The 20569-nt window shown below is 56.6% G+C and carries 18 protein-coding genes and 1 tRNA gene; 8 read left to right on the forward strand and 11 right to left on the reverse strand.

The features are described from left to right. The first annotated feature begins 48 nt into the window (after positions 1-48). Together PbB2_RS11470 and PbB2_RS11475 are read left to right on the forward strand one after the other, a co-directional pair. Positions 49-1188, forward strand: coding sequence for a hypothetical protein (locus PbB2_RS11470; RefSeq protein ID WP_108985465.1), 1140 nt, complete (start codon positions 49-51; stop codon positions 1186-1188). A 146-nt stretch (positions 1189-1334) separates the two neighbouring features. Continuing rightward, positions 1335-2453, forward strand: a complete 1119-nt coding sequence (locus PbB2_RS11475; RefSeq protein ID WP_108985466.1) for a hypothetical protein — start codon at positions 1335-1337, stop codon at positions 2451-2453. Between the two features lie 74 nt (positions 2454-2527). On the opposite strand, the gene PbB2_RS11480 is transcribed toward PbB2_RS11475, so the two are convergent. Then, positions 2528-4645 (reverse strand): hybrid sensor histidine kinase/response regulator, encoded by a 2118-nt coding sequence (locus PbB2_RS11480; protein WP_108985467.1) that lies wholly within the window; start codon positions 4643-4645, stop codon positions 2528-2530. 123 nt (positions 4646-4768) lie between these two features. Then, the gene (locus PbB2_RS11485) at positions 4769-5578 is read right to left on the reverse strand and encodes a hypothetical protein (protein WP_108985468.1); all 810 of its coding nucleotides are present in this window, start codon (positions 5576-5578) and stop codon (positions 4769-4771) included. A 345-nt stretch (positions 5579-5923) separates the two neighbouring features. Between PbB2_RS11485 and PbB2_RS11490 the strand changes: the two genes are divergently transcribed. The 5 genes from PbB2_RS11490 (at position 5924) to PbB2_RS11510 (ending at position 9769) form a co-directional block, all read left to right on the forward strand. After that, positions 5924-6562: an outer membrane protein gene (locus tag PbB2_RS11490; protein WP_108985469.1), complete on the forward strand. Its 639-nt coding sequence runs from the start codon at positions 5924-5926 to the stop codon at positions 6560-6562. Between the two features lie 182 nt (positions 6563-6744). Then, positions 6745-7443, forward strand: coding sequence for a response regulator (locus PbB2_RS11495; protein ID WP_108985622.1), 699 nt, complete (start codon positions 6745-6747; stop codon positions 7441-7443). 7 nt (positions 7444-7450) lie between these two features. After that, positions 7451-8617, forward strand: a complete 1167-nt coding sequence (locus PbB2_RS11500; RefSeq protein ID WP_108985470.1) for an ATP-binding protein — start codon at positions 7451-7453, stop codon at positions 8615-8617. A gap of 272 nt (positions 8618-8889) precedes the next feature. Continuing rightward, positions 8890-9432, forward strand: coding sequence for a hypothetical protein (locus PbB2_RS11505; protein ID WP_133245795.1), 543 nt, complete (start codon positions 8890-8892; stop codon positions 9430-9432). A gap of 25 nt (positions 9433-9457) precedes the next feature. Continuing rightward, complete coding sequence (locus PbB2_RS11510) at positions 9458-9769, forward strand: TfoX/Sxy family DNA transformation protein (RefSeq protein ID WP_108985472.1); 312 nt, start codon at positions 9458-9460, stop codon at positions 9767-9769. Positions 9770-10071: 302 nt separating this feature from the next. Here the strand turns inward: PbB2_RS11510 and PbB2_RS11520 are convergent, their stop codons facing one another. From PbB2_RS11520 to PbB2_RS11530, 3 genes are all read right to left on the reverse strand, one after another. Continuing rightward, positions 10072-10656, reverse strand: a complete 585-nt coding sequence (locus tag PbB2_RS11520) for a hypothetical protein (RefSeq protein WP_108985474.1) — start codon at positions 10654-10656, stop codon at positions 10072-10074. Between the two features lie 970 nt (positions 10657-11626). After that, positions 11627-11703: transfer RNA gene (locus tag PbB2_RS11525), tRNA-Arg, on the reverse strand. 37 nt (positions 11704-11740) lie between these two features. After that, a complete protein-coding gene (locus PbB2_RS11530; RefSeq protein ID WP_108985475.1) occupies positions 11741-12724 on the reverse strand; it encodes a P1 family peptidase in 984 nt (327 codons plus the stop codon). A 134-nt stretch (positions 12725-12858) separates the two neighbouring features. Here PbB2_RS11530 and PbB2_RS11535 point away from each other — a divergent pair, with 134 nt between their 5' ends. Next, a complete protein-coding gene (locus PbB2_RS11535) occupies positions 12859-13683 on the forward strand; it encodes a hypothetical protein (protein ID WP_108985476.1) in 825 nt (274 codons plus the stop codon). Positions 13684-13707: 24 nt separating this feature from the next. On the opposite strand, the gene PbB2_RS16475 is transcribed toward PbB2_RS11535, so the two are convergent. The 6 genes from PbB2_RS16475 to flgK form a co-directional block, all read right to left on the reverse strand. Then, positions 13708-14604 (reverse strand): cold shock domain-containing protein, encoded by an 897-nt coding sequence (locus PbB2_RS16475; RefSeq protein WP_272949235.1) that lies wholly within the window; start codon positions 14602-14604, stop codon positions 13708-13710. Positions 14605-14811: 207 nt separating this feature from the next. After that, a complete protein-coding gene (locus PbB2_RS11545; protein ID WP_108985477.1) occupies positions 14812-15648 on the reverse strand; it encodes a 23S rRNA (adenine(2030)-N(6))-methyltransferase RlmJ in 837 nt (278 codons plus the stop codon). Next, positions 15645-16163, reverse strand: a complete 519-nt coding sequence (locus tag PbB2_RS11550) for a hypothetical protein (protein ID WP_108985478.1) — start codon at positions 16161-16163, stop codon at positions 15645-15647. The genes PbB2_RS11545 and PbB2_RS11550 overlap by 4 nt, the downstream gene beginning before the upstream one ends. A gap of 18 nt (positions 16164-16181) precedes the next feature. Beyond that, positions 16182-17393, reverse strand: coding sequence for a tRNA 2-thiouridine(34) synthase MnmA (gene mnmA / locus PbB2_RS11555; RefSeq protein ID WP_108985479.1), 1212 nt, complete (start codon positions 17391-17393; stop codon positions 16182-16184). Positions 17394-17448: 55 nt separating this feature from the next. Continuing rightward, a complete protein-coding gene (locus PbB2_RS11560) occupies positions 17449-18372 on the reverse strand; it encodes a flagellin (protein ID WP_108985480.1) in 924 nt (307 codons plus the stop codon). Between the two features lie 39 nt (positions 18373-18411). Next, positions 18412-20538 carry a flagellar hook-associated protein FlgK gene (gene flgK, locus PbB2_RS11565; protein ID WP_192576310.1) on the reverse strand — a complete coding sequence of 709 codons (2127 nt, stop codon included), beginning with the start codon at positions 20536-20538 and terminating at the stop codon, positions 18412-18414. Positions 20539-20569 lie beyond the last annotated feature (31 nt).

A 20569-nucleotide genomic window follows, 5' to 3' on the forward strand; every position in this document is an offset into this window, starting at 1 on the left:
ACGGGTAATTTTGCGTATCTGAAATTACTCATAGGGAATATTTTCTCTATGAATATGCACACAGGCCACGCCATCCGGGTCAATACGAACGGTATCCGCAGTCTCGCTGCTTTGGCCAAGACTGCGTCGACCAGCCGTGTTCTCAATCTCAATGCGGTTGCTGCATCTGGCTCGGGCAACAAATATGACGCTCAGACGCCATTTTTCTCTGATCGGTTGCTCAATTGCGCCATCATCACCAAACATCGCCCGCGCCCGGAAGAGATTGATTTTTTCAACGAGAATGTCCCCATCGCCACCAAGATCATCTTCCCGATTGATGGCGAAGACCTGCGACTGGGCGGACGTTCCATCTTCGTCAATCAGATCGGTTACCTCAATGCATTGTGCGATTTTCTGGGCAAAGACCCAATCGAACTCGACAATGACTTGACCATTCTTGAGCTTCTGAACGAATTACCATCCTTGGACCCCTTCCTGGTGCGCGAGCAGTTGCGTCGGCACAATTTCGATCCATCGGACAATTATTTTGCGATCACGCCAAGCGATACCGCGCGGCTGGAAAAATTCGTTTACCGCGAATTGCGCAGTCTGGTGATGCTGGCTTTTTCCACGGGCGGGGACACCAATACAGAACTGATCAAGCGCATGTCGAACGCCATTTTGGCCACCAATGCCGATCACAGACTGGCTCCGCTCCAAGAAACACTTGGCCTTGAAGGCGAGGCATTTCAGCGGGGAATCTTCAGCTGGAAAGGATTTTTGTATTACAAGTGGCAATTTGCTGAAACCAAGCCTGAACTCCAACGCGTTGTCACACATATGCAAGGCATGCGGGTTCGCGGTCGGATGGATTCATTGGATGGTTATGCCATCGCCTCAACGCGCAATTCAATCCGCTCGCGAATCCAAGAAACTGTCAAACGCGCTGCCGACATTCTTGCCTTGTATGATGAAGGATTGGCGGGGCTGACCGAAAAGGGCAATGCCGCCGATTTCCGCAAATTCTTGCTGGAAGCCCCCGCCCTGTTCATCGAATTGGGCTATGCCATGGGCATGATGTCGCACATCGTCTCGTTCTGGCGCTTCCGGTTTAAACAGACACAATCTGAAGTCAGCAATGTGGATGAATTCTTAGAGATTCTGCGCGATTTCGACCTTGGACTTGCCCCACGCGAGCCTGCCTGACTTTTCAGTAATTGCAGGTTTGGGCGGAAATTTAGGTCATTTTCTAATCAAGGTTTACGAATTTTCAATTGGACCGAGAGTAAGGAGACAAATGCAAGGTGGAATTACAGCCTTGTGCGCCAATCATTGTTGTGGAGTTTATAGCCATGAGTGGCGTTCGAAGTCTTGCAGCCTTAACAACCACCGCGTCGACCAGCCGTGTGCTTAACTTGCATTTGGTCTCCTCGGAATTTGCCGATGACCCTGCACGGGTCAATTCACCGTTCTTTTTTGACGCAATGCTCAATCGAGCCATTATCATCAAGCATCGTTTGCGCAGTGATGAAACATATTTGTTGAACGACGGCACCGCAGTTGCCACCAAGATCATGTTCCCGCTTGATCGCGAAGACCTCAAGGCTGGCGGTCGCTCCATTCTGGTCAATCAGACCGGGTGGAAAGGCACATTGATGGAAGTGCTGGGCGCCACAGAATATGAAATCCAGAAGGATCTGGAAATTCTTGAAATGCTCAACGAGCTGCCCTCGCTCGATCCGTTTCTGGTACGCGAGCAATTGCGTCGTCACCAACATTTTCCAGCTGATTGCTATTTCGCCATTTCACCTGCTGACAGCAATCGGATGCAAAGCTTCACCTCCAGCGAAATGTCACCTCTGATCCAAATGGCGTTCGGCCAGAAGAATGGCTCGATTGACCCAGAGCTGGTGAAAAAGCTTGCCGATGCGCTGTTGTCGACCAATGCCGATTCCCGGCTGGAGCCGCTTCGTGCCACCCTCGGGCTTGAGGGTGAGCGCTTTGCACAGGGCATTTTTAGCTGGAAGGGCTTCATCTATTACAAATGGCAATTCTCTGAGACGTTTCACAAGCTCTCGCGGATTGCCACTGAAATGGACCAGGTGAAGATCAAAGGCCGGGTGGACAAGAATGTACGCGAAGAAATCGACGATCTGAAAAAGTCGATCCGAACCAATATTCGCGACAGCGCCAAGCGATGCCAGTCGGTGTTGCAGCTTTATGATGATGCTTTCCGCGATCTGGTTGAGCGCGGCAATACTGCCGCTTTCCGCAAGTTCCTGCTGGACGCGCCTGCCCTGTTCATTGAACTGGGACACTCGATGGGGATTATTTCCCACATCTCGTCATTCTGGGCGTTCCGGTTCAACAAGGATAAGGAAAAGACGGTGGAAGTGTTGGAATTCCTCGATATTCTGCGCGAGTTTGAAAGCGGCCTTGCGCCAAAGCGCGCCACCATGGTGACCTGGTAAGCACCCAATCAAGGCTGGCCCACTGCACAGCGGGCCCAATTCAGCCCTAGAAGGTTAAGCCTCGCCGCATAAGCTCAGCGCGATGTGCGTTTGTGCGCGTCTCTGGGTGCAATCGCCAAAGCGGCCCGCAGGGCATCGCCTATGGCGGCCTGAGATACAGGCTTGACCAGATGCATATCTGCCCCGGCGGCCAATGCTTCGCGGCGGTGATTTTCCCCGGCATTGGCTGTCAGCATGATAATGGGTGTCCGGATAGCCTTCCGGGCCGTCTCAAGTGCGCGGATTTCACGCGTGGTTGCCAGTCCATCTTTGACAGGCATCTGCATATCCATGAAAATCACATCAAACTTGGCTGTCTCAAAAGCCTCAATCCCCTCAACCCCATGCAGGGCTGTAAAGAATTCTGCCCCAAACGGCTCCATCATAAAGCCAAACACCTGTTGGTTCAGCACCTGATCTTCAACAAGCAGAATGCGCAAGTCCCGTGGGATGCCCTGGCAAATTTCAGCCAAGTCATCACAGTGCGGATCGGTTTGGATCAAACTGGCCGAGGCCAGAGGCAGGCTAAGGGTAAAGGTGGAGCCAGTTTTGGGCGTCGATTGCGCCGTAATCGTGCCCCCCATCAGTTCGGCGAGCGATTTTGAGATGGCCAGCCCGAGACCCGTACCGCCAAATCGGCGCGTAATGGAATTATCGGCCTGCGAGAACCGCTCAAACAGGCGAGAGGCTTGGGTTTCATCAAAGCCAATTCCAGTGTCCTTAACCTCAATGACCACGCCCGCACCGGCCGTCGCGGGCAAGACATTGATCTGCACATAACCTTGCGCAGTGAACTTGACCGCATTGGAGACCAGATTTGTCACAATCTGACGGATACGACCTGGATCGCCCACAAAAGTTCGTTGCGGTGGCAGAGCATTGTGGAATCGCAAGTCGAGTTGCTTTTGCGCACAAGCCTCAGACATCAGGCCGGAGACTTCCTGCACCAATTGGCCGATATCGAGATTGACCGATTCCAATTGCAATTCGCCGACTTCGACCTTGGTCAGATCCAGAATGTCGGAGAGCTGACGCTCCAAATCCTTGCCCGAGGAGCGGATCAACTCCACCATCCGCTTTTGACGCGCGTCGAGAGCCGTATTGGCCAGTGCTGAGGCTACCCCCACCACACCATTGAGCGGGGTCCGCAATTCATGGCTCATATTGGCCAAAAACTGAGTCTTGGCATCATTGGCCTCATTGGCCTTGACCGACAATTCCTTGAGATGTTCCTGCTGGGCTTTCAGATGTGTGATGTCGGAAAAGGTCGACACAACATAGGCAGGCCGATTGTCGAATGGCTCAAACAACGGGCTGGCGGACAGATGTAACCAGCGGCAGCTGCCATCATTTTGGGGCAGGCCGACAACGACATTGCTGACCGGCACCCCGGTCCGCATGACCTCGGCGGCAGGAATCTCATGCGGCAGAAAAGCCGTACCGTCCTCGCGCAAGCGACGCCAAACTGGATCATTGAGCGTGGTTTGAAGCAAAGTTTCGCGGCTGAGCCCCAGAATTCGACAGGCACTGGGATTTGCCTCCACAATTTGGCCCTGGCGATTCTTGATCAAGACACCTTCTGACATGGTTTCAAGAATGACGCGCGCATGATCGGCCTCGCGGTTCAAGACTTCATTGGCCTCCGCCAATGCCAGTGCATCCCGGGTAGAGCGGGTGTTTTCCATCTGGCGCACCACAATTTTGGCAAGCGCCTGCATCTGCTCAATCTGTGCCGGAGTAATTGTGCGTGGCACCTGATCGATCGCGCATAGGGTCCCCAAACGCAGGCCCGCGCTGACAATCAACGGAAAGCCAAAATAGGCCCGTATCCCCAGATCACCGAGCACAAGCGGATTGTTGGCAAATCGCGGGTCCTCGAGGGCATTTTCCACCAGCAACGGCGAATCATCGAGAATAGCATGAGCGCAAAAGGCGCTTTCCCGATCTGTCTCACAGGCATCAAGTCCAATCTTGGCCTTAAACCATTGCCGTTCAGCATCCACTAAGGAGATCAGCGCAATCGGCACATTAAGAATACTGGCGGCCAAACCGACAATCCCATCCAGAGACGGGTCTGGTAATGTGTCGAGAATGGCAAGATCGTGCAGTTCCGCTAGGCGTAATGCCTCATTGTGGGGGACAGGCGCAGACATAAAAATTCCTCACAACATACCTGATAGGCTGTCGCACATACCGCTTAAGGAATTCCTAGTGCGAGACGTCCGCCCCTTGATCAAACTGTTGTGGGGTGCCCAGAGGAGGCCTTTGGTCCCACCTCAGTTGGATGAACCCGCTGTATTGGGTGCCCGCTGGCAGAGAAAGAGCGATAACGTCAGGAGTTGAAGGCACAGAAGTTGGCCAATTTCCCAAGAGATCGAGGCAATTGCCGCGGTTACTCCCTGACCAAAATTGCTGTCAAGGAAAGGGGGAATAGCCTCAATGACGTGACCAGAAACATAGGTGCATCCATATATCACTGCCAAGAGGGCCAAAATGGTCAGCCGCCGCCCCTCCATCATGTTCCAACTTTGCTCGATTGCCTCCGCGACATTGGATCGATTGGCAACCAAGAGCGGGAGAGCCAGAAATGTGCCGAGCATGAAGAATATGCCTGGCAATATGAGCAAGGCGAGGCCGATTGATATGCCAACTGCAACCACAAACGAGAGCAGCACCGCTTTACCAGCCTGTTGCTTTACCCGGTCCATGGCGCTCTCGCCTGGTGCCAACAAACCGGGCAGGTAACGGCTTAGGATGATGACTGCACAATAAAGGCTCACAATCGCCTGAAAGCTCACATAGGCCATGATCGCTAAGAATTTGATCATCCCGGCAAACAGACCCTCGGCCTTGAGAATACCGGGAGAAAACTGTTCCACCACGAACCCAACAAAAACCGACGCACAGGCAATCATGCAACATGTAATCAGCAGCATAGGCAGATGATGGCGCAAAAGATCTGCCGACTTGTGCCACATTCTTTTCAAAATAGGATAACGCCAGACTTCGCCGTCAACAGGATCATAGCCCAGAAACTCTCGCGCGTTGAAGCGATAAAGCGCGGAATAGGACGAGGCTTGTTGCATGAACTGGGCCTTTCACATGACTAGAATTCAAAAAACCTGACGAGACCAAATCTGTTAGGCTGATCAAGCTGTCGTCTTATCACAATCACAGCTTGAATCTTATCCTAGACATCTTCTGTAACATGCCGATCGGCATACCTCAAGCCGAAGCGATTCCAAGATGGCGCGGTCGATGATCACCTTCAAGTGATCACAGTTCTCAACCCTGCCTCCAAAAACTCTCCACATTACCTCCATCCAACTGGCTATCCTGACGTCATCAACCGACCGGACCCTGTCCTTCCGGCGCTCCTGCAGGGCCCATCGACCCTGCCGCCGGACGGTGAAAAGAAAAGAGAAACGACCATGTTGAAGCAAACTCTTCTGATTTCTACCCTGATGGCTGCAGGCCTGTTGAGCGCGCCTGCCTATGCAGAAGGCACGTTCACCGGCTTTTATGCCGGGGCAGAAGCTGGCGCAGTGCGCAGTGATTCCAAGTCCACCGTGACGCCTGTTACCGGGGCAGCCGCCAGCCGCACCAACAAAAAGACTTCAGCCGACCTCGGCCTGTTTGGTGGCTACGGCTATCAGTTTGACAATGGGGTATATTTGGGTGGTGAGGTGAGTGTGAACCGTCCGACTACACAAAGCAAAGCGGTTACCTTGGCCGGTGTGTCGGTGCGCGAACGCGCCCAATATGAAATCGCCGGCAAGGGTATTGCAGGCTTTGGCGTTGGCGAAGACACTTTGGTCTATGTCAGCGCTGGGATCACCCAATCGCGCTCGAAATTCCTTTTGCCGAACAATGTCACCCGCAAATCCAATAGCGATGGCAAAGTGTTCGGGATCGGTGTGGCACAAGCCTTTGGCGATAATCTGATCGGTCGGGTCGAATATGAAAAGACCACCTATGACCGCAAGACTTTCACCACGACTGGTGCACCGACTGTGTCCTACAAGCCAGGCTCAAGCCGCCTGACCGTGGGCGTGGCCTATAAGTTCTAATCCGGCCTATGGCCTGATCTCACACCATTCTTGCGATAAATGGTATGAGCCTAATGTGGAGATTGGCAAAGAAAGTGGCAGCCCCTGGTCGCTCTCTCCATCCAATCTCCACATTTCTGCGTTAACGGAACGCTTCCGGCAAACAGCCTTCAACCACAATCCTACAGATGATGGGGGAGCAAATGGAAAATGCGCTAATCCTGATTGTCGAGGATGAAGCCGCCATTGCCGAAATTCTTGAAGCCTATTTTCGTCGGGAAGGCTGCCGCACAGTGCGGGCAGCCGATGGCGAGACAGCCGTTACCCATCATCGGATGCTGAACCCGGATCTGGTGGTGTTGGACGTCAACCTACCCAAAAAGAACGGCTATGACGTGCTCCAAGCGATCCGTCAGATTGCTGATACGCCGGTTTTGATGGCCACAGCTTTGGGCGAGGATGCTGAAAAACTTGGGGCTTTGCGTTTTGGGGCCGATGATTATGTCGTCAAGCCATTCAACCCGCTGGAAGTTGTTGCGCGCGCTAAGGCCATCTTGCGCCGCGCCCAGGCCGCAAGTTCGCGCAGCAAAGTGCTGCGGGCGGGGGTGATTGAGGTCAATTTGGAAACCCATGCCGTGGCCATTGTCCATGAAGACAGCCCGCCCCAGCGCCCGGATCTCACACTGACTGAGTTTCGCCTCATTGCCCATCTCGCGCGGGTACCCCAAAAAGTGTTTTCTCGAGCCGAATTGCTCGACGCTTGTCTGCCAACCGATGGCGACGCATTGGAAAGAACCGTCGACAGCCATATTAGCAAGGCGCGTCGCAAACTCGAACTTGCCGGGGCCAAAGGCTATCTCGAAGGGGTGCGCGGCATAGGCTATCGCCTCATGGCGCCTTGAGGAGCATATGACATTTCTGTCCAAACTCAGTCTGCGCGCACAATTGGCCCTTGCGATGGCCGGCTGCGTCCTGCTTGCCATCATCTTTGGCTATGTGGGCCTGACCCTCTTTGGTGAGTTTCAGACCAAACGGGCAATCGAAGCACTGCCAAGCGCCGCACAAACTGCTCTGACCAAGCTCGAACAGCAAAGGGCACCGACGCAGGAAGAAATCAAAGCACTGTTACAGGCCGATAGCGACTTGGGCTCTAGTCTTGAGGACGAGCAGAATCTGGTCCTATTGGGCTTGACCATTGTTGCGTGCATCGTGGGTGCGATTGGTGCCATCACACTGGCCAACCGCATTGCTGAGCCGATGGAAGTGGTTGCTGGAGCCATTCGAAAGATTGCCCGAGGCGATTTGTCGGCCCGTGCGATCCCCAAAGCGACAGGATCACACGAAGCTTCCAAACTTGTGGTCGACTTCAACACCATGGCCACTGCGCTTGAGCGATATGACCGGGAACTGGTTGAGGGTGCGGCTGCCATTGCCCATGAATTGCGCACGCCTCTGACCATCCTGCGGGGGCGGCTTCAAGGCATGTTGGATGGTGTTTTCGAGGCCTCACCGAGCGAAGTCAGCGGCCTGATCAAGCAAGTGGAAAGTCTAAGCCGCTTGGTCGATGACCTACAGACCATCAGCATGGCCGAAGTTGGCGAATTGGCCCTTCAAAAAGCACCTGTGCACCTAGATCAGCTTTTGGCCGATCTCAGCCAATTCTTGAACCCGGATATTGAAGCTGCTGGCATGCGCCTTGAGCTGACCTTGCAACCCGTGCTCGTCCAAGCAGACCCGATCCGACTGCGCCAAGCGGGGCTGTCGCTGATCAGCAATGCCTGCCGTTATGCCAAGAGCGGCGGTATTGTGGAGATTGACTGCGGCATGGTTGGGTCTTGGGCCGTGATCCGGGTGATGGATCGTGGGCCGGGCTTAAGCGATCTGGCGGTGGAAAATATCTTTAGGATGTTTTGGCGCGAAGATCCGTCGCGCGCGCGCGAACTTGGTGGCAGTGGGATCGGTCTGGCCGTCGTTGACGCCATTGCGCGCGCCCATGGCGGAACCATTTCCGCAAGCCAACGCAGCGGGGGTGGCGCTGCTTTCGAACTTCGCCTGCCTCTGGTGTGTCCGGGCTAGAGGCGACAGCGCATCTTGACGCCGCGTAAAGATTGAATAATTCATCTGTAGACGTATCATAAATCACGTCAAGTGCCGACAGGCATGTGGCTTAGCAACACCTCCATGCCATCTCCATTTTCCCTCCACAAAAGTCTGGCATTTCCCGTTTCAAGGCAGTCTCCTCCCCGGTGTCTGTCGTCGCCACCAAGGACCTCACGGTCTTGTCCATTTCTCCAGATGCGCACCGCGACCAACAGGTCTCGATCGCGCACCCAGCCAGGAGCCACGTTATGTTCAGCTTCTTTTCCCTCGTCGCGCTCAACCCGGCCCGACCGGCAAATACCAACAACAAAACGGCCCAAGCAGCAGACCCGATCCGTCGCCCAGAAGTGAGACTTTTACCAGCCAAATCCGCGCCTTTGGCAACCCGCGCGCTGATGGCTGCCCTGGCAATTGGTCTGTTTCAGGTCGCGGCACCCGCACTTGAAGCTGCCCCCGCCTCACCCGCCGCGGCACAATCCTTCAGCCTGCCCGGTGATTGGCGCGTTGATGGCGGGGTTGCCGTCGCGCGCGTTGCAGCCTGTGCCCATGATAGCCGCCTCATGTGTGCAACCGTGATCAGCGAAGTGCTCGAACCCGGCGAGGAAAGCGTGAAGGGCAAGGTTGTCCTGCGCAACATCCGCCTGACCAAACCCGGGCAATATGCTGGCGAATATCGGCTTGAGGAAAACCGCTTCCTGCCGGCAACCCTGAAGGTTCACAATCCCGGACTTCTGGAATTGAAAGTGTGCATGGGTGTGTTTTGCGACCGGCTGCGGCTTGAGCGGATGTAAGGCCGGAGAGCCAGATTTGACAGGTATGATCATCCAAGAAGCAGCATCCAAAGACCATCAGATGCCCGATAATTCCATCCTCTCCATGCGTAATCTGGGCCCCGTAATGGCGGCCCAGCTTGCCGATATTGGCATACTGACCCGCGCGGACCTGCAAGCTGTCGGGGCGGTAGAGGCGTTTCACCGCCTGCGCATTACCCAAGGCCGCCATATCAACCGCACCGCCCTGCATGCGATGTTTGCCGCCCTGGTCGACTGTGACTGGCGCGCTTTGCCAACCGAGATCAAAGCCAAGCTGGACCGAGAAGCAGGCCTGGAGACACGCAGGCGGCGATAGCAGCACCTGTGAGGTGCCGATGGCCTTAAGTGGAATGCTGTGGCGCGTCGAAGGTCGAAGCCGGCCGTGAGCGCGAGAGTCAGGGGGACTGAAACTCAGCACATACAGGCCGCGCTGGATCAGTTTGCCATGAGGGCGCTGCTGTATATTAAAGCTAGCAAGCTAAACGCTGACTTCATCGATGTACTGGGAGCAATCAAGGGCTGGAATATTCGGGAGTATTCACACGGGTTTGCGGTCTCTAAAGGATCCCTAAGTGTCCTAAGCCCCAGCCCTACTTGTCCACTAGATGGTGTGTTGAGTTAGGAGTTCGGCAATTTCTCGGCGCTCTCGATCATAGATCGCAGATATCTGATTGCGACTTCCGCGACCTCATCAGGGAAGCTGTGTCCAAAACTTACTGGAGCCCCTAAATGTGTTTCGGGAGGATCTGCAAAGTCCCCAAATCGGCGGTCATAGATTCTGACCACTTTAAGGGTAGGCCCAGCCACCACGGCATCTAATGGGTCGCCTTTCGGTTCATGAGTGTTCTCATAAAAGGCTTGCACCTTCACATGCTGTCGCTCGTTGAATTTCAAGTGGAGGTTATCAAGCGACTGTTCGGTCACACGCTCGATGCCGTGTTCATCCGCGTTTCTAGCAAAATGGATATATCGAAGTAGCGGATCAGTTTTGCGTAGATTTTTCTCTTTGCCGAACCAAGGCTCACTCTTGGGGTAGCCCTTCGCACCCTGCTCGAGCTTGGAGTATATGCCGGATGCGGCCAAAAGAAAATCGGACCATGCACTTTCGGCATCGTCAAAGTACTCGGCAGCTCTAAGTTCGGCCAAGGCTTTCTCGGCTTTCTGGAGTCTTGCTTTTGCCTGCTCAATTGCATTGGGGTTCATTTTGAAAAACACCGATCAAAGGAGATGAAGTTCTAATGTTGCTTTCCGCAATGCCACACAAACCAGATGAACAAATGTAAACCAGAGGGAGTTGAAACTCCCTCTGATCGTTCACGTAAGAACGTAGGCGATGAATAAGCAAATCCATCGTACGATAGCTGCTATATCAATCTTTACGTCAACCGTTACCGTGCTTGTCTTAGGTCTCATAAGAGCGTTCCTAGGACAGCGGCCGGCCGCTTGCCCAAAGGCTTTGCGGAAAGCGCCCTGCGTAACGGATATCCCTCCGTTGGCAGGATCAAAGGGCCATCATTTCGCGTTCTAGACCGCAAGTGACGGAGAGTATGTGAACTCCCTTTTTTGTAAGCTCGGCGGCAGCCTTGGGTGCGTCAGTTTTTAACGTCCCTGACGACGGACAGCGCCCGTTTTACGCAAAAGGCATACCCGCGCAAGTTGGGGTTGTTCGTCTGGTTCATCAGATGAGTCCTTACCTTGCGTTGCAATGTTGGCCCACATGAATTTAAGAGTCGAGACAAGTCCCACACTTATGCACAATTTTGCGCGCAAGCTGCTCTTAGTGCGCGGCTTGGTTAGTGCACGGATAATTTAGGCGCTTGCCTGAGCCCCGGTGCTTAGCGCTGGCTTAAGGGCTGACGTCAGATGATGAAGAAGTTGGACTATTCACACACGCGTTAATTGCGGGAGCCGTTATTAAAGGAAAGTGCAGTTTGCGTTATTAGCGAGCGCACATTGCACAGCCATCGAAACGAATCGCGCCGATCACACTCGGTTGGAAGCACCCAGAAACCGCCGAATGGCCGGTTTGCTAATGCTAATCTGGTGGTTGCTGCTGCTACCACTGCAGAAACAAGTCGCTCCAGATCATTCCGTGAGGTTTTGGCATCAGATAGCACATGGGTAGCAGACCCCAGTGGGGTTTGCCTTGGATCTCGCTAACTGATTGATTTAATGGCGCACCCGGAGCGATTCGAACGCCCGACCCTCAGATTCGTAGTCTGATGCTCTATCCAGCTGAGCTACGGGTGCGCTGAGGCGGCGTTCCTAGACGTCGCAGCGGCGAAGATCAAGCGTCTTTGGCTGCATGAACCCCACGCATGACAGCCCGGGCAAGACAATCGGCTGCCAGCGCCCCAATCCGGGCGAGATTGAATGCCTTGGGTTCGCCAAGCCGCTGCCGGGCCGTGGACATCGCAAACACCACATCACCATCAAAAGGGGCAAAGACCGGCCGGATCGCCCGCGCCAGTCCGGCACTGGCCATCTGGGCCACACGCTTGGCCTCAGACGGGGTCAGTGCCACATCGGTGGCCACACAGGCGATTGTGGTGTTGGCCCGGCCCATGGCGGCAGGATTGGCTTTGGCAAGGCCCCAATCCTCACCCATCACGCGCACAGACGGGTCTGGGCGCACGCCACCTGCCTCATCACCTTGTTCCAAGCTCCAGGCCCAAAATGCATCGCTGCCGGGCATCACCACACTGCCAAAACAATTGACCGCGACAATGGCGCCCACATGCCAGCCCTCAGACGTCGTATGGCTGGCAGAACCCAAGCCGCCTCGCAGCTGTCCGGCGCGCGCGCCAATCCCTGCCCCTGCGGCCCCCAATGTGAAGCTGTGGTCAAGGCGCTGAAGGGCTTGCATGCCGAGGGCGCGATAGGGCGGGGTCTCGCCCCAGCCTTTATTGCCGCCATTGGCAAGGTCATAAAGAATGGCGGCAGGCACGACAGGAGATTTCGGAACACCGGGCAAATCGATCAAGCCAAAGCCGCGCCCGCGTGCGCCCAAAGCGCTTGCCACACCGTCGGCAGCCGCAAGGCCATAGACCGACCCGCCAGACAGCACGAGTGCGTCAATTGCCTCAACCAGATTTTCAGGTGCCAGGGCGTCGCTCTCGCGCGTTCCAGGCCCACCTCCGCGCACATCCACCGCACAAACGGCGGCTGTTTCAGGATAGATGACCGTCACCCCGGTCAGGGCGTCGCGATCTTCTGCTTGGCCGACCAAAAGGCCCGGGACATCGGTTATGAGATTGGCAGAAACAGTCATTTAGGCTTTATATCGCCTTAACCGTCGCCAGCCTATAGGCTGTGGTCAGGGCACGCCCTGATTTCGGGTGCTGGCCCTCGCTGTGATCATATCAACCGGCATGACGCCATGCCATGTCAACAAGGCCACCAGGGATGGGGATAGCCACGCAGAAAGAAGCTGCCATCGCGCTCGCGCTTCCCATGCCGGTGGCAGGATCATGGTGGCGTGGACTTATGGCCATGTGCCTGGTTTTTTGGGTGCTGGCGGGTCAACTGGCTTGGGCCCAGAGCGAGCCCAAAGCTGGACCCCGTGTGCGGGTCGCGGTGAGTTCAACCGGTGCTGAAGCCATTGAACGGACCCGCCAACGTCTGGCCTTTGCCTATGCCGACCAGGGTCTGAAGCTGGGTGCGCGTGTTTATTTCCGCTTGATCCGCGATCAGGATCGGCTGGAGGTTTGGGTGCGCTCAGGCTCAGGCCTTTATGTGCGGCTGCGCAATTTCAAGATTTGCAGCAAGGATGGCGCGCTCGGTCCGCGCCAAAATGCCAACTCTGGCCAGCCCGAAGGCTTTTATCAAATCACCCCCGCCCAAATGCGCCCGCAAGGTGTCAGCTATCTGGGCATGAATTTGGGCTGGCCCAACGCCTATGACCGTGCGCGCGGCTGGCGCGGCTCACCCAGCCTTTTGCAAGCAGGCTGTGCGTCTGGTCGGCATTATGGCCTGACCGATCAGGACATGGAAGAGGTGTTCACCATCACCTATTACGCCATGGTCAATGGTCAGACCCAAGTGCCCTTCCATATTTTCCCATTCCAAATGACCGGATTTCGCATGCTGCAGATTGGAGAGGGACCCAAGGCCAATTTCTGGCGCGAGCTTGAGCCCGCGTGGCGCGCCTTTGAGCGCACAAAAACGCCGCCCCAGATCAAAATCCAAGGGCGGCGCTATCGGGTTAGTGAGGGCAAATCAGGCCGCTAGACAAGGTCTGGCAGCCTGATCCACTTATTCTGGATTATAGTCGCCGAGATCGGGCTGATCATCGCCATCGGTTTCAGAGCCATCGCCAAACGCGCGCGCTGGCGCTGCGGCAGGCGCTGGACCGTCCAAGAGCGACAGATTGATTGCCTTGGGACCCTTGCCAAACCGGTCGGGCAAGGTCTGGAAAGCCAAACGCTGATCGGGCTCAAGCACTTCAAAGCCCGAGCGTTGAACGGCTGAAATGTGCACAAACACATCCGCACCACCGCCATCGGGCGTGATGAAGCCGAAGCCACGCTCAGCATTAAAGAACTTTACCGTTCCCTCGTGATTTTCCAAAGGCTCCCGCGGGGCGCGGTCGCCACCACCACCGAAGTCACGCCGGGGTGGCCGGTCACCAAAGCCACCACCTTGTGGGCGGTCGCCATATTGACGGGGCGGGCGGTCACCAAAACCGCCACCGCCGCCGCCACCACCAAAGTCACGACGTGGCGGACGGTCGCCGAAACCGCCACCTTGTGGGCGGTCGCCATATTGGCGGGGTGGACGGTCGCCAAAGCCGCCACCTTGCGGGCGGTCGCCATATTGGCGAGGGGGGCGGTCACCAAAGCCACCACCCTGCGGACGGTCGCCATATTGTCTGGGTGGGCGGTCGCCAAAACCACCTTGTGGGCGGTCGCCATACTGGCGCGGTGGTCTGTCGCCAAAGCCACCGCCTTGTGGACGGTCGCCATAAGAGCGATTAGGCCGGTCGTTAAAGCCGCCGCCAAAACCACCACCGCCGAAGTCACGGCGTGGGGGGCGGTCGCTGAATGCTGGTGGTGCGTCGAATGAAGGGTCTTCCATGCCACGTGCACGTTCACGTGGCTTCTTCTTCTTATCGCCTGGTCTTGTATCTTCGTCGTCGTCGTCGAAACGCATGTAATTCCCCGGGAACCGACGGAGCAGGGTTGCGCCGCCACAGGGCCATCTCGACTGACGACGCCTTCCCCCATCCGTTCTGTCGGGTCACGCGCACGATCTGTGGGAAAGGCGTGGAGACCGGAAGCCGGGTCAAGGCAGACGTTTCAGTTTGTTAAAAACGAACCTGCAATCGCCTTATGCGCGAGTGTGCGGCGATAAGCAACCTCACCAGCGGCCAGAAATGCGGGCGATTTCAGCCTTTGCACCGTTTCCACGGGAAAAAAGTGGCGCCAAATAGGCCCCTGAGGCCTCCAAAGCCGCTTCCAAGCCAAATGGCGGGTTGGCAATTGTGACCCCTGCACTGACCAAACCTTGACCTTCATGGGGGTGACAAACCTGCAAATCCGCCGCCAGAAGGCGGGCCCCGGTCCGCGCCAAAGCCTGCCGATAACCGGCTGTGACATGGGAATCCTTGTCAGCATGCCACAGGATAAAGGTCCCGGTCGCCCAGCGTGTGAGGCCATCTTCCAGCGCCTGGATCAAGCGATCAAATTCATTGGGTTGCTCAAACGGCGGATCGATCAAGACCAAACCCCGCCGCTCAACCGGGGGCAAATGGGCACGAACCGCCTGCCAGCCGTCCCGGCGTTCCACCTTGATTTGGCGATCCTTGGCAAATCGAGCTGCCAGCGTCTCATGGTCACTGGGGTGGAGCTCACAGAACAAGGCCTTGTCCTGAGAGCGCAAAAGCTGGGCAATCAAAGCCGGTGATCCGGGATAGGTTTGCGGCCCCTCACCAGCAAGGCCCACAAGCTCCAGATAACGCGCCACCGGGGCCGGTGGGGCGGTTTCACACGCCCATAGACGGCCAATCCCATCAACCCATTCGGGGCTGCGTTGGGCTTCTTCACCGGACAAATCATAACAACCAATGCCGGCAAACACGTCGAGCACGCGGAAGGGTGCCTCTTTCAGAGCCAGATAATCAAGGCTCAACACCAGGCTGAGATGTTTCCAAACATCGGCAAAATTGCCAGCGTGAAAAGCGTGGCGATAATTCACGACCCTTTTGCCTCTTCTGGCGTAACGGTCACGGGAATACGTGCCCGTGCGGGACGAGCAAAGCGCATCCATAGGCCGAGACTTAAAATGGCCAGCCCTACTGGCAGGCCGAGCAGATAATCTTGATATTGGAACACAACGCGCGCCTTGTTCGCCCGCCCGGCTTTCCAAACGACGCTGGCTTTGGCCGGTACGAGCTTGCGTTGGGTGTAGACGCGGTCGCCTCGGGCGATCAGCTCAACGCCAGTTTCATCCTTAAACAAATAGACCCCGACCATGCGCCCCGCCAAATTGGCACGATGGGGCGCGGTGGTCACTCGGGGGGCCTCAACCACGCGCTTGCCGGGCAGATAGGCCAAATCCTTGACGGTTGGACCGGCGGTGACCAAGCAAACGGCCAGCCCCACCAGGGCGATCATTGTGCCCTGTTCGCGCTTATTGTCAGGCATGACAAATTTGCGCCGCAAGATGGGTGGCACGAAGCTAATTGGCTTAGGCTGATGATATGTGGGCATGGAAGTGATAAACCTGATTCAAGAAGATCGCGGGTCGGTGAGGTCAGTGGCCGCAATCCAGCCACCGCCCAGAACACGCTGGCCGCCATGGGCGGGGTCATAAAACACACAGGCTTGGCCGGGCGCTACGCCTTCTTCCGGCGCATCGAGGACAACCGACCACCCGGCCCCAATCTTGAGCCGACCGGGTACCGGCGGGCGGGTTGAACGGACGCGCGCCAACACGGCCCGTCCGTCCAGCGCATCTTCGCCATCAACATGTTCCCCGATCCAATTAACATCGCTCAACACCACTTCGCGCACGGCCAAAGCCTCTTTGGGCCCAACAATGACGGCACGGCGGGTGGCATCGATCCGGATGACGAACAAGGGCTCTCCGGTGGCTACACCCAGGCCGCGCCGCTGGCCCACCGTGTAATGAATAACACCGGCATGCTCGCCCAGAACGCGGCCGTCCAGATGAAGGATTTGGCCCGGCTCAGCAGCGCCGGGGCGCAGCTTGGCGACCACATCGGCATATTTGCCATTGGGTACAAAGCAGATGTCTTGGCTGTCTGGCTTAACAGCCACCGGCAAATCCAGCGCGGCAGCGATCTCGCGCACGGCGGGCTTGGGCAAGTCGGCAAGGGGAAACCGCAAGAAGTCGAGTTGCGCGCGCGTCGTGGCAAACAGAAAATAGGATTGATCGCGTGCACGGTCGACCGCCCGGTGCATTTCAGCCCCGTCCGGCCCTGCAACGCGGGCGACATAATGACCGGTTACCAAGCAATCCGCACCAAGGTCACGGGCTGTTTCCAACAAATCCTTGAACTTCACGCTCTGATTACAGCGCACGCAGGGAATGGGGGTGAAACCTGCCAGATAGGTATCGGCAAAATTGTCGATCACCGCTTCCTTGAAGCGGCTTTCATAGTCCAGCACATAATGGGCGATCCCGATGCGATCCGCCACGCGGCGTGCATCATGAATGTCCTGGCCGGCACAGCAAGCACCCTGTTTCTTGACCGCAGCGCCATGATCATAAAGCTGCAGAGTAATGCCAATCGTCTCATAGCCTGCTGCCTGCACCAGTGCGGCAACGACTGAGGAATCGACCCCACCGGACATGGCCACCACGACGCGGGTTTGCGCGCGCGGCTTGTCAAAGCCCAGATCAATATCAGGAATTGAAACAGCCCGCGGGCTGGCAAGGTCTGCGACAGCGGGCAGAACCAGGGTGTCAAGCGACATGTTATCTCCTTCCCCACAGGTTCAAGGCCTGTGACGAGGCTGCCTCTGTAGCAGGCTATCGCAGATATTGCAGCAGGTTGAGGTCTTTCAACTGCCCGAAAATCGCAGCCGAGGCCTGATATTGGGTTTGAGCGGCCGACAAGCGCGCCGCCACTTCAGCCAAATCAACGTTTTCCTGATCACCAATCGTGGCCAAAAGCGCATCGCGCTTATCATCATTGGTGGTCTTGGCCATTTCGATTTGCTTGGCTGTGATGCCGGCTTCGGCCGCCTTGTCGATGAGATTGGTTTGCACCGTGGCCATCTGCGGGATCAGGCCTTGCACATAGGTCAATTGGGCTGTGGTGAGCTTGCCGGTCAGGGGACCATTGGTGTTTTCCCACACACGAATCGAGCGCAACAAATCCACAAACGGACGGAACAAATCCTCGGCACTGCGGCTGAGCTCAATCGCGCGATTGTCTTCAATCATCACGGTGCGGTTGCGGCCTGTATCGACCCAATTTGCATCTGTGTTGGGTTGGGCCGCCAAAGTATCGAGACTGGCAGGGACAAAGGGTTCGCCAAAGCCCCATTCGCCGCCGAAAATCGCTTCACCATTATATTGCGCATTGGCTGAAGTATCGATCACGCTCAAGGCCTGCTCCAAGGCAGCCCGCAACCCCGCACCATTTTGGTTAGCCGCTGCGTTGGCCAGCGCATCGCGGGCCTGTTGCACGGCGGCTTGAGCGGCCTCAAGGGATGAGGCCTCCACCTCGGCGCGGGCTTCTAATGCTTTCAGCGTCTCAGCGCGCCGATCAAGGCGCTCGGCATAGGTTTTGGCCGACAACAGACGGCCCGCCTCAATGCCAAACCCCTGCAGATCGCCGGCAACTTTTTGACTGGAGGCCTGCTCTTGGGCTTTCGCCATATTGGCCTGCCCCATGGCGATTCCTGCGGCACTGCCGAAGAATTGGTTGAAAGTGGCAACACGTGTCATGGACGGAGCTCCTGTCGGGAGTTAGTCAGCGGCATGGCATCAGACCGCCTGCAGCAGGGTTTGATACATTTCATCGACCGCACGGATCATGCGCGCGGCAGCTGAATAAGCTTGTTGGAAACTGGTCAGTTTCACCAATTCCTCATCGAGATTGACGCCTTCGACATTGGCGCGGCGGGCATCGGCTTCAGTCTTGAAACCATCAGCGGTTTCCTTGTCGGCGGCGGCCTCGCTGGCCAGTCGCCCGACATCCCCGCCCAAACTTGACGTGAAATCCATCAGTTTCATCTGTCGGGTGACGCCATTGGGCCCGTCGGTAAAGGGCAAAGGTGTCCGTGTGGCATCAAACAAAGCTTGCGCGCCCCGGCTATCAGCCAAGCCGACGGCGACGGCACCCACAGCCACCGTCGACAAATCCGGACGGGCCAGTGCCAACTTGGCAGGGTCTGCGACAATATTTGGGTTGACGCCAACACCGGTGGCCCGGCTCTCGCGTGATTTTGGTGAGACGCCGAACAAAGCGGCAAAGCCGTGGCTGGTCCCGCCGCGAGGCCCGACGTCCTCGGTGATTTCAAGACGAAGATCGCCCTGACCTGCAGCGGGGGTCCATTTCATGACACCCTGGGAATCCAGCGAGAAGCCGCCATAAAGGCCCACACCTGTGGTGGGATTATTCAGCGCATTCATGATGTCGCCAATATTGCCGGGCGGGATGGTGATGTTTTTAGCTGTCGCAATGCCTCCGGTGGGACCCACCACTTGCAAGCTGATGATGCTGCCGGCCGTAAAGCCATGTGCGTCACCCGCGCTCAGTCCCGTGGCATAGTTTAAGGGTGCACCGGCTTGCACCAGATCATTGAGTCCAAAGAAATGGGCAAAAGCGCGATTACCTCGCTGGGATCCCCCCGTGGCAGGCTCATCAAACACAAAGCCGCTTGGCGTTGCGGTTGCGGGCACAGGTGCCGCACTTTGCAATTGCAAGCGCCCGTTCACGAAACTGGCCGTGCCATTGGCCCCCAGCGCGGCATTTAATGCGGTGGTGAACGACCCGATGGTCGACCCGGTGGTGCCGGCAGCCACACCATCAACAGTGATCGCCCCAGTGGTAAAATTGATGTCGATCTTGCTGACCAAGAGGCCTGCCGCATTGACAACGCCGATGCTGGTCTGGCCGGTGAAGTTCAAGGCATCGGATGCCAACAGTCCCGTATCGCGCCCACGGGCAAGAGCCAGTGGCGGCAAAGTGGCATTCTGATTATGCGCCGCGTTAAGCGCATCGGCGATGCCGCCAGCCAGCTCACTCAAGCCATAGGCAATCCGGCCAAGGTCGAGATCACGCACATCCAACAAACCCCGCAGTGCCCCACTTTGGATACTGGGTTCAAACTCGCGCTGCGTGGGATCAGAGCCAAAACTGATCTTAATGCGATCATAGGAACTTGCCCCGACCCCAGAGGGCTGAAAATGAAGTTCAGCGGCAACCAGCCCGGACAAGAGAACGCCATTGGAGGTGCGCACCTCAGTCCCACCGTCAGGTCGCTGGGAGACTTTAATGTCTATCAGGGTCGATAATTCTTGGATCATGTCCGACTGGCGCTGCTGAATGCCTGTGGCATCGCCTGTTGCCATCGCCCGCATGATGTCGCCATTGGCGCTGGCAATATCCTTCAGCAACGTATTGATTCGATTGACTTGATCTGACACGCGCTGGTCAGCGTCTGCCCGCGCGGCTTCAACGGTTTGGCCAACGCTGTTGAGTTGGGACAAAAAGCTTTGCAGTTCGGCAATCGCGCCACGTCGTGCCGAGACAGAGCCGGAATTCAAAACCCCCGTCTCAAAGGCACCCAATGCCCGGTTCAAACCTGCAAACAGGGACGACTCGCTGGTCGGATTGCCGAAAGCCGACTGCACATTGTCGAGATAGCCAAGTCGGCTGGCAGCACTACCCGCTCCGCTGGACGCGGCCAAGGATGCAGCTGCCAAGAAGCGATCGGCTGCCCGTGTCACCAGTGCAGTCTCAACCCCTTGGCCGCGCCCGCCGACCTCGCGCGCATTCTGATTATGCTCCAAGCGGACATAGCCCGGCGTATTCACGTTGGAGACGTTCTGCGTCACCGTGCGGATCGCCGACTGGGACGCAAACAAGCCACTTGTGGCGATGTTCATGATCGAATTCAGTGACATTCCAACTGCGTCC

It is taken from the genome of Candidatus Phycosocius bacilliformis (assembly GCF_003112735.1).
Taxonomy (GTDB): domain Bacteria; phylum Pseudomonadota; class Alphaproteobacteria; order Caulobacterales; family Aquidulcibacteraceae; genus Aquidulcibacter; species Aquidulcibacter bacilliformis.

Excerpts from the sequence above, each read along its gene's own strand:
- flgK (WP_192576310.1), bottom strand. The coding sequence starts at position 20,538 with ATGAACATCGCCACAAGTGGCTTGTTTGCGTCCCAGTCGGCGATCCGC.
- PbB2_RS16475 (WP_272949235.1), bottom strand. The coding sequence starts at position 14,604 with ATGCGTTTCGACGACGACGACGAAGATACAAGACCAGGCGATAAGAAG.
- PbB2_RS11475 (WP_108985466.1), top strand. The coding sequence starts at position 1,335 with ATGAGTGGCGTTCGAAGTCTTGCAGCCTTAACAACCACCGCGTCGACC.
- mnmA (WP_108985479.1), bottom strand. The coding sequence starts at position 17,393 with ATGTCGCTTGACACCCTGGTTCTGCCCGCTGTCGCAGACCTTGCCAGC.
- PbB2_RS11495 (WP_108985622.1), top strand. The coding sequence starts at position 6,745 with ATGGAAAATGCGCTAATCCTGATTGTCGAGGATGAAGCCGCCATTGCC.
- PbB2_RS11505 (WP_133245795.1), top strand. The coding sequence starts at position 8,890 with ATGTTCAGCTTCTTTTCCCTCGTCGCGCTCAACCCGGCCCGACCGGCA.
- PbB2_RS11485 (WP_108985468.1), bottom strand. The coding sequence starts at position 5,578 with ATGCAACAAGCCTCGTCCTATTCCGCGCTTTATCGCTTCAACGCGCGA.
- PbB2_RS11535 (WP_108985476.1), top strand. The coding sequence starts at position 12,859 with ATGGGGATAGCCACGCAGAAAGAAGCTGCCATCGCGCTCGCGCTTCCC.
- PbB2_RS11480 (WP_108985467.1), bottom strand. The coding sequence starts at position 4,645 with ATGTCTGCGCCTGTCCCCCACAATGAGGCATTACGCCTAGCGGAACTG.
- PbB2_RS11470 (WP_108985465.1), top strand. The coding sequence starts at position 49 with ATGAATATGCACACAGGCCACGCCATCCGGGTCAATACGAACGGTATC.
- PbB2_RS11550 (WP_108985478.1), bottom strand. The coding sequence starts at position 16,163 with ATGCCCACATATCATCAGCCTAAGCCAATTAGCTTCGTGCCACCCATC.
- PbB2_RS11530 (WP_108985475.1), bottom strand. The coding sequence starts at position 12,724 with ATGACTGTTTCTGCCAATCTCATAACCGATGTCCCGGGCCTTTTGGTC.
- PbB2_RS11500 (WP_108985470.1), top strand. The coding sequence starts at position 7,451 with ATGACATTTCTGTCCAAACTCAGTCTGCGCGCACAATTGGCCCTTGCG.
- PbB2_RS11510 (WP_108985472.1), top strand. The coding sequence starts at position 9,458 with ATGATCATCCAAGAAGCAGCATCCAAAGACCATCAGATGCCCGATAAT.
- PbB2_RS11560 (WP_108985480.1), bottom strand. The coding sequence starts at position 18,372 with ATGACACGTGTTGCCACTTTCAACCAATTCTTCGGCAGTGCCGCAGGA.
- PbB2_RS11490 (WP_108985469.1), top strand. The coding sequence starts at position 5,924 with ATGTTGAAGCAAACTCTTCTGATTTCTACCCTGATGGCTGCAGGCCTG.
- PbB2_RS11520 (WP_108985474.1), bottom strand. The coding sequence starts at position 10,656 with ATGAACCCCAATGCAATTGAGCAGGCAAAAGCAAGACTCCAGAAAGCC.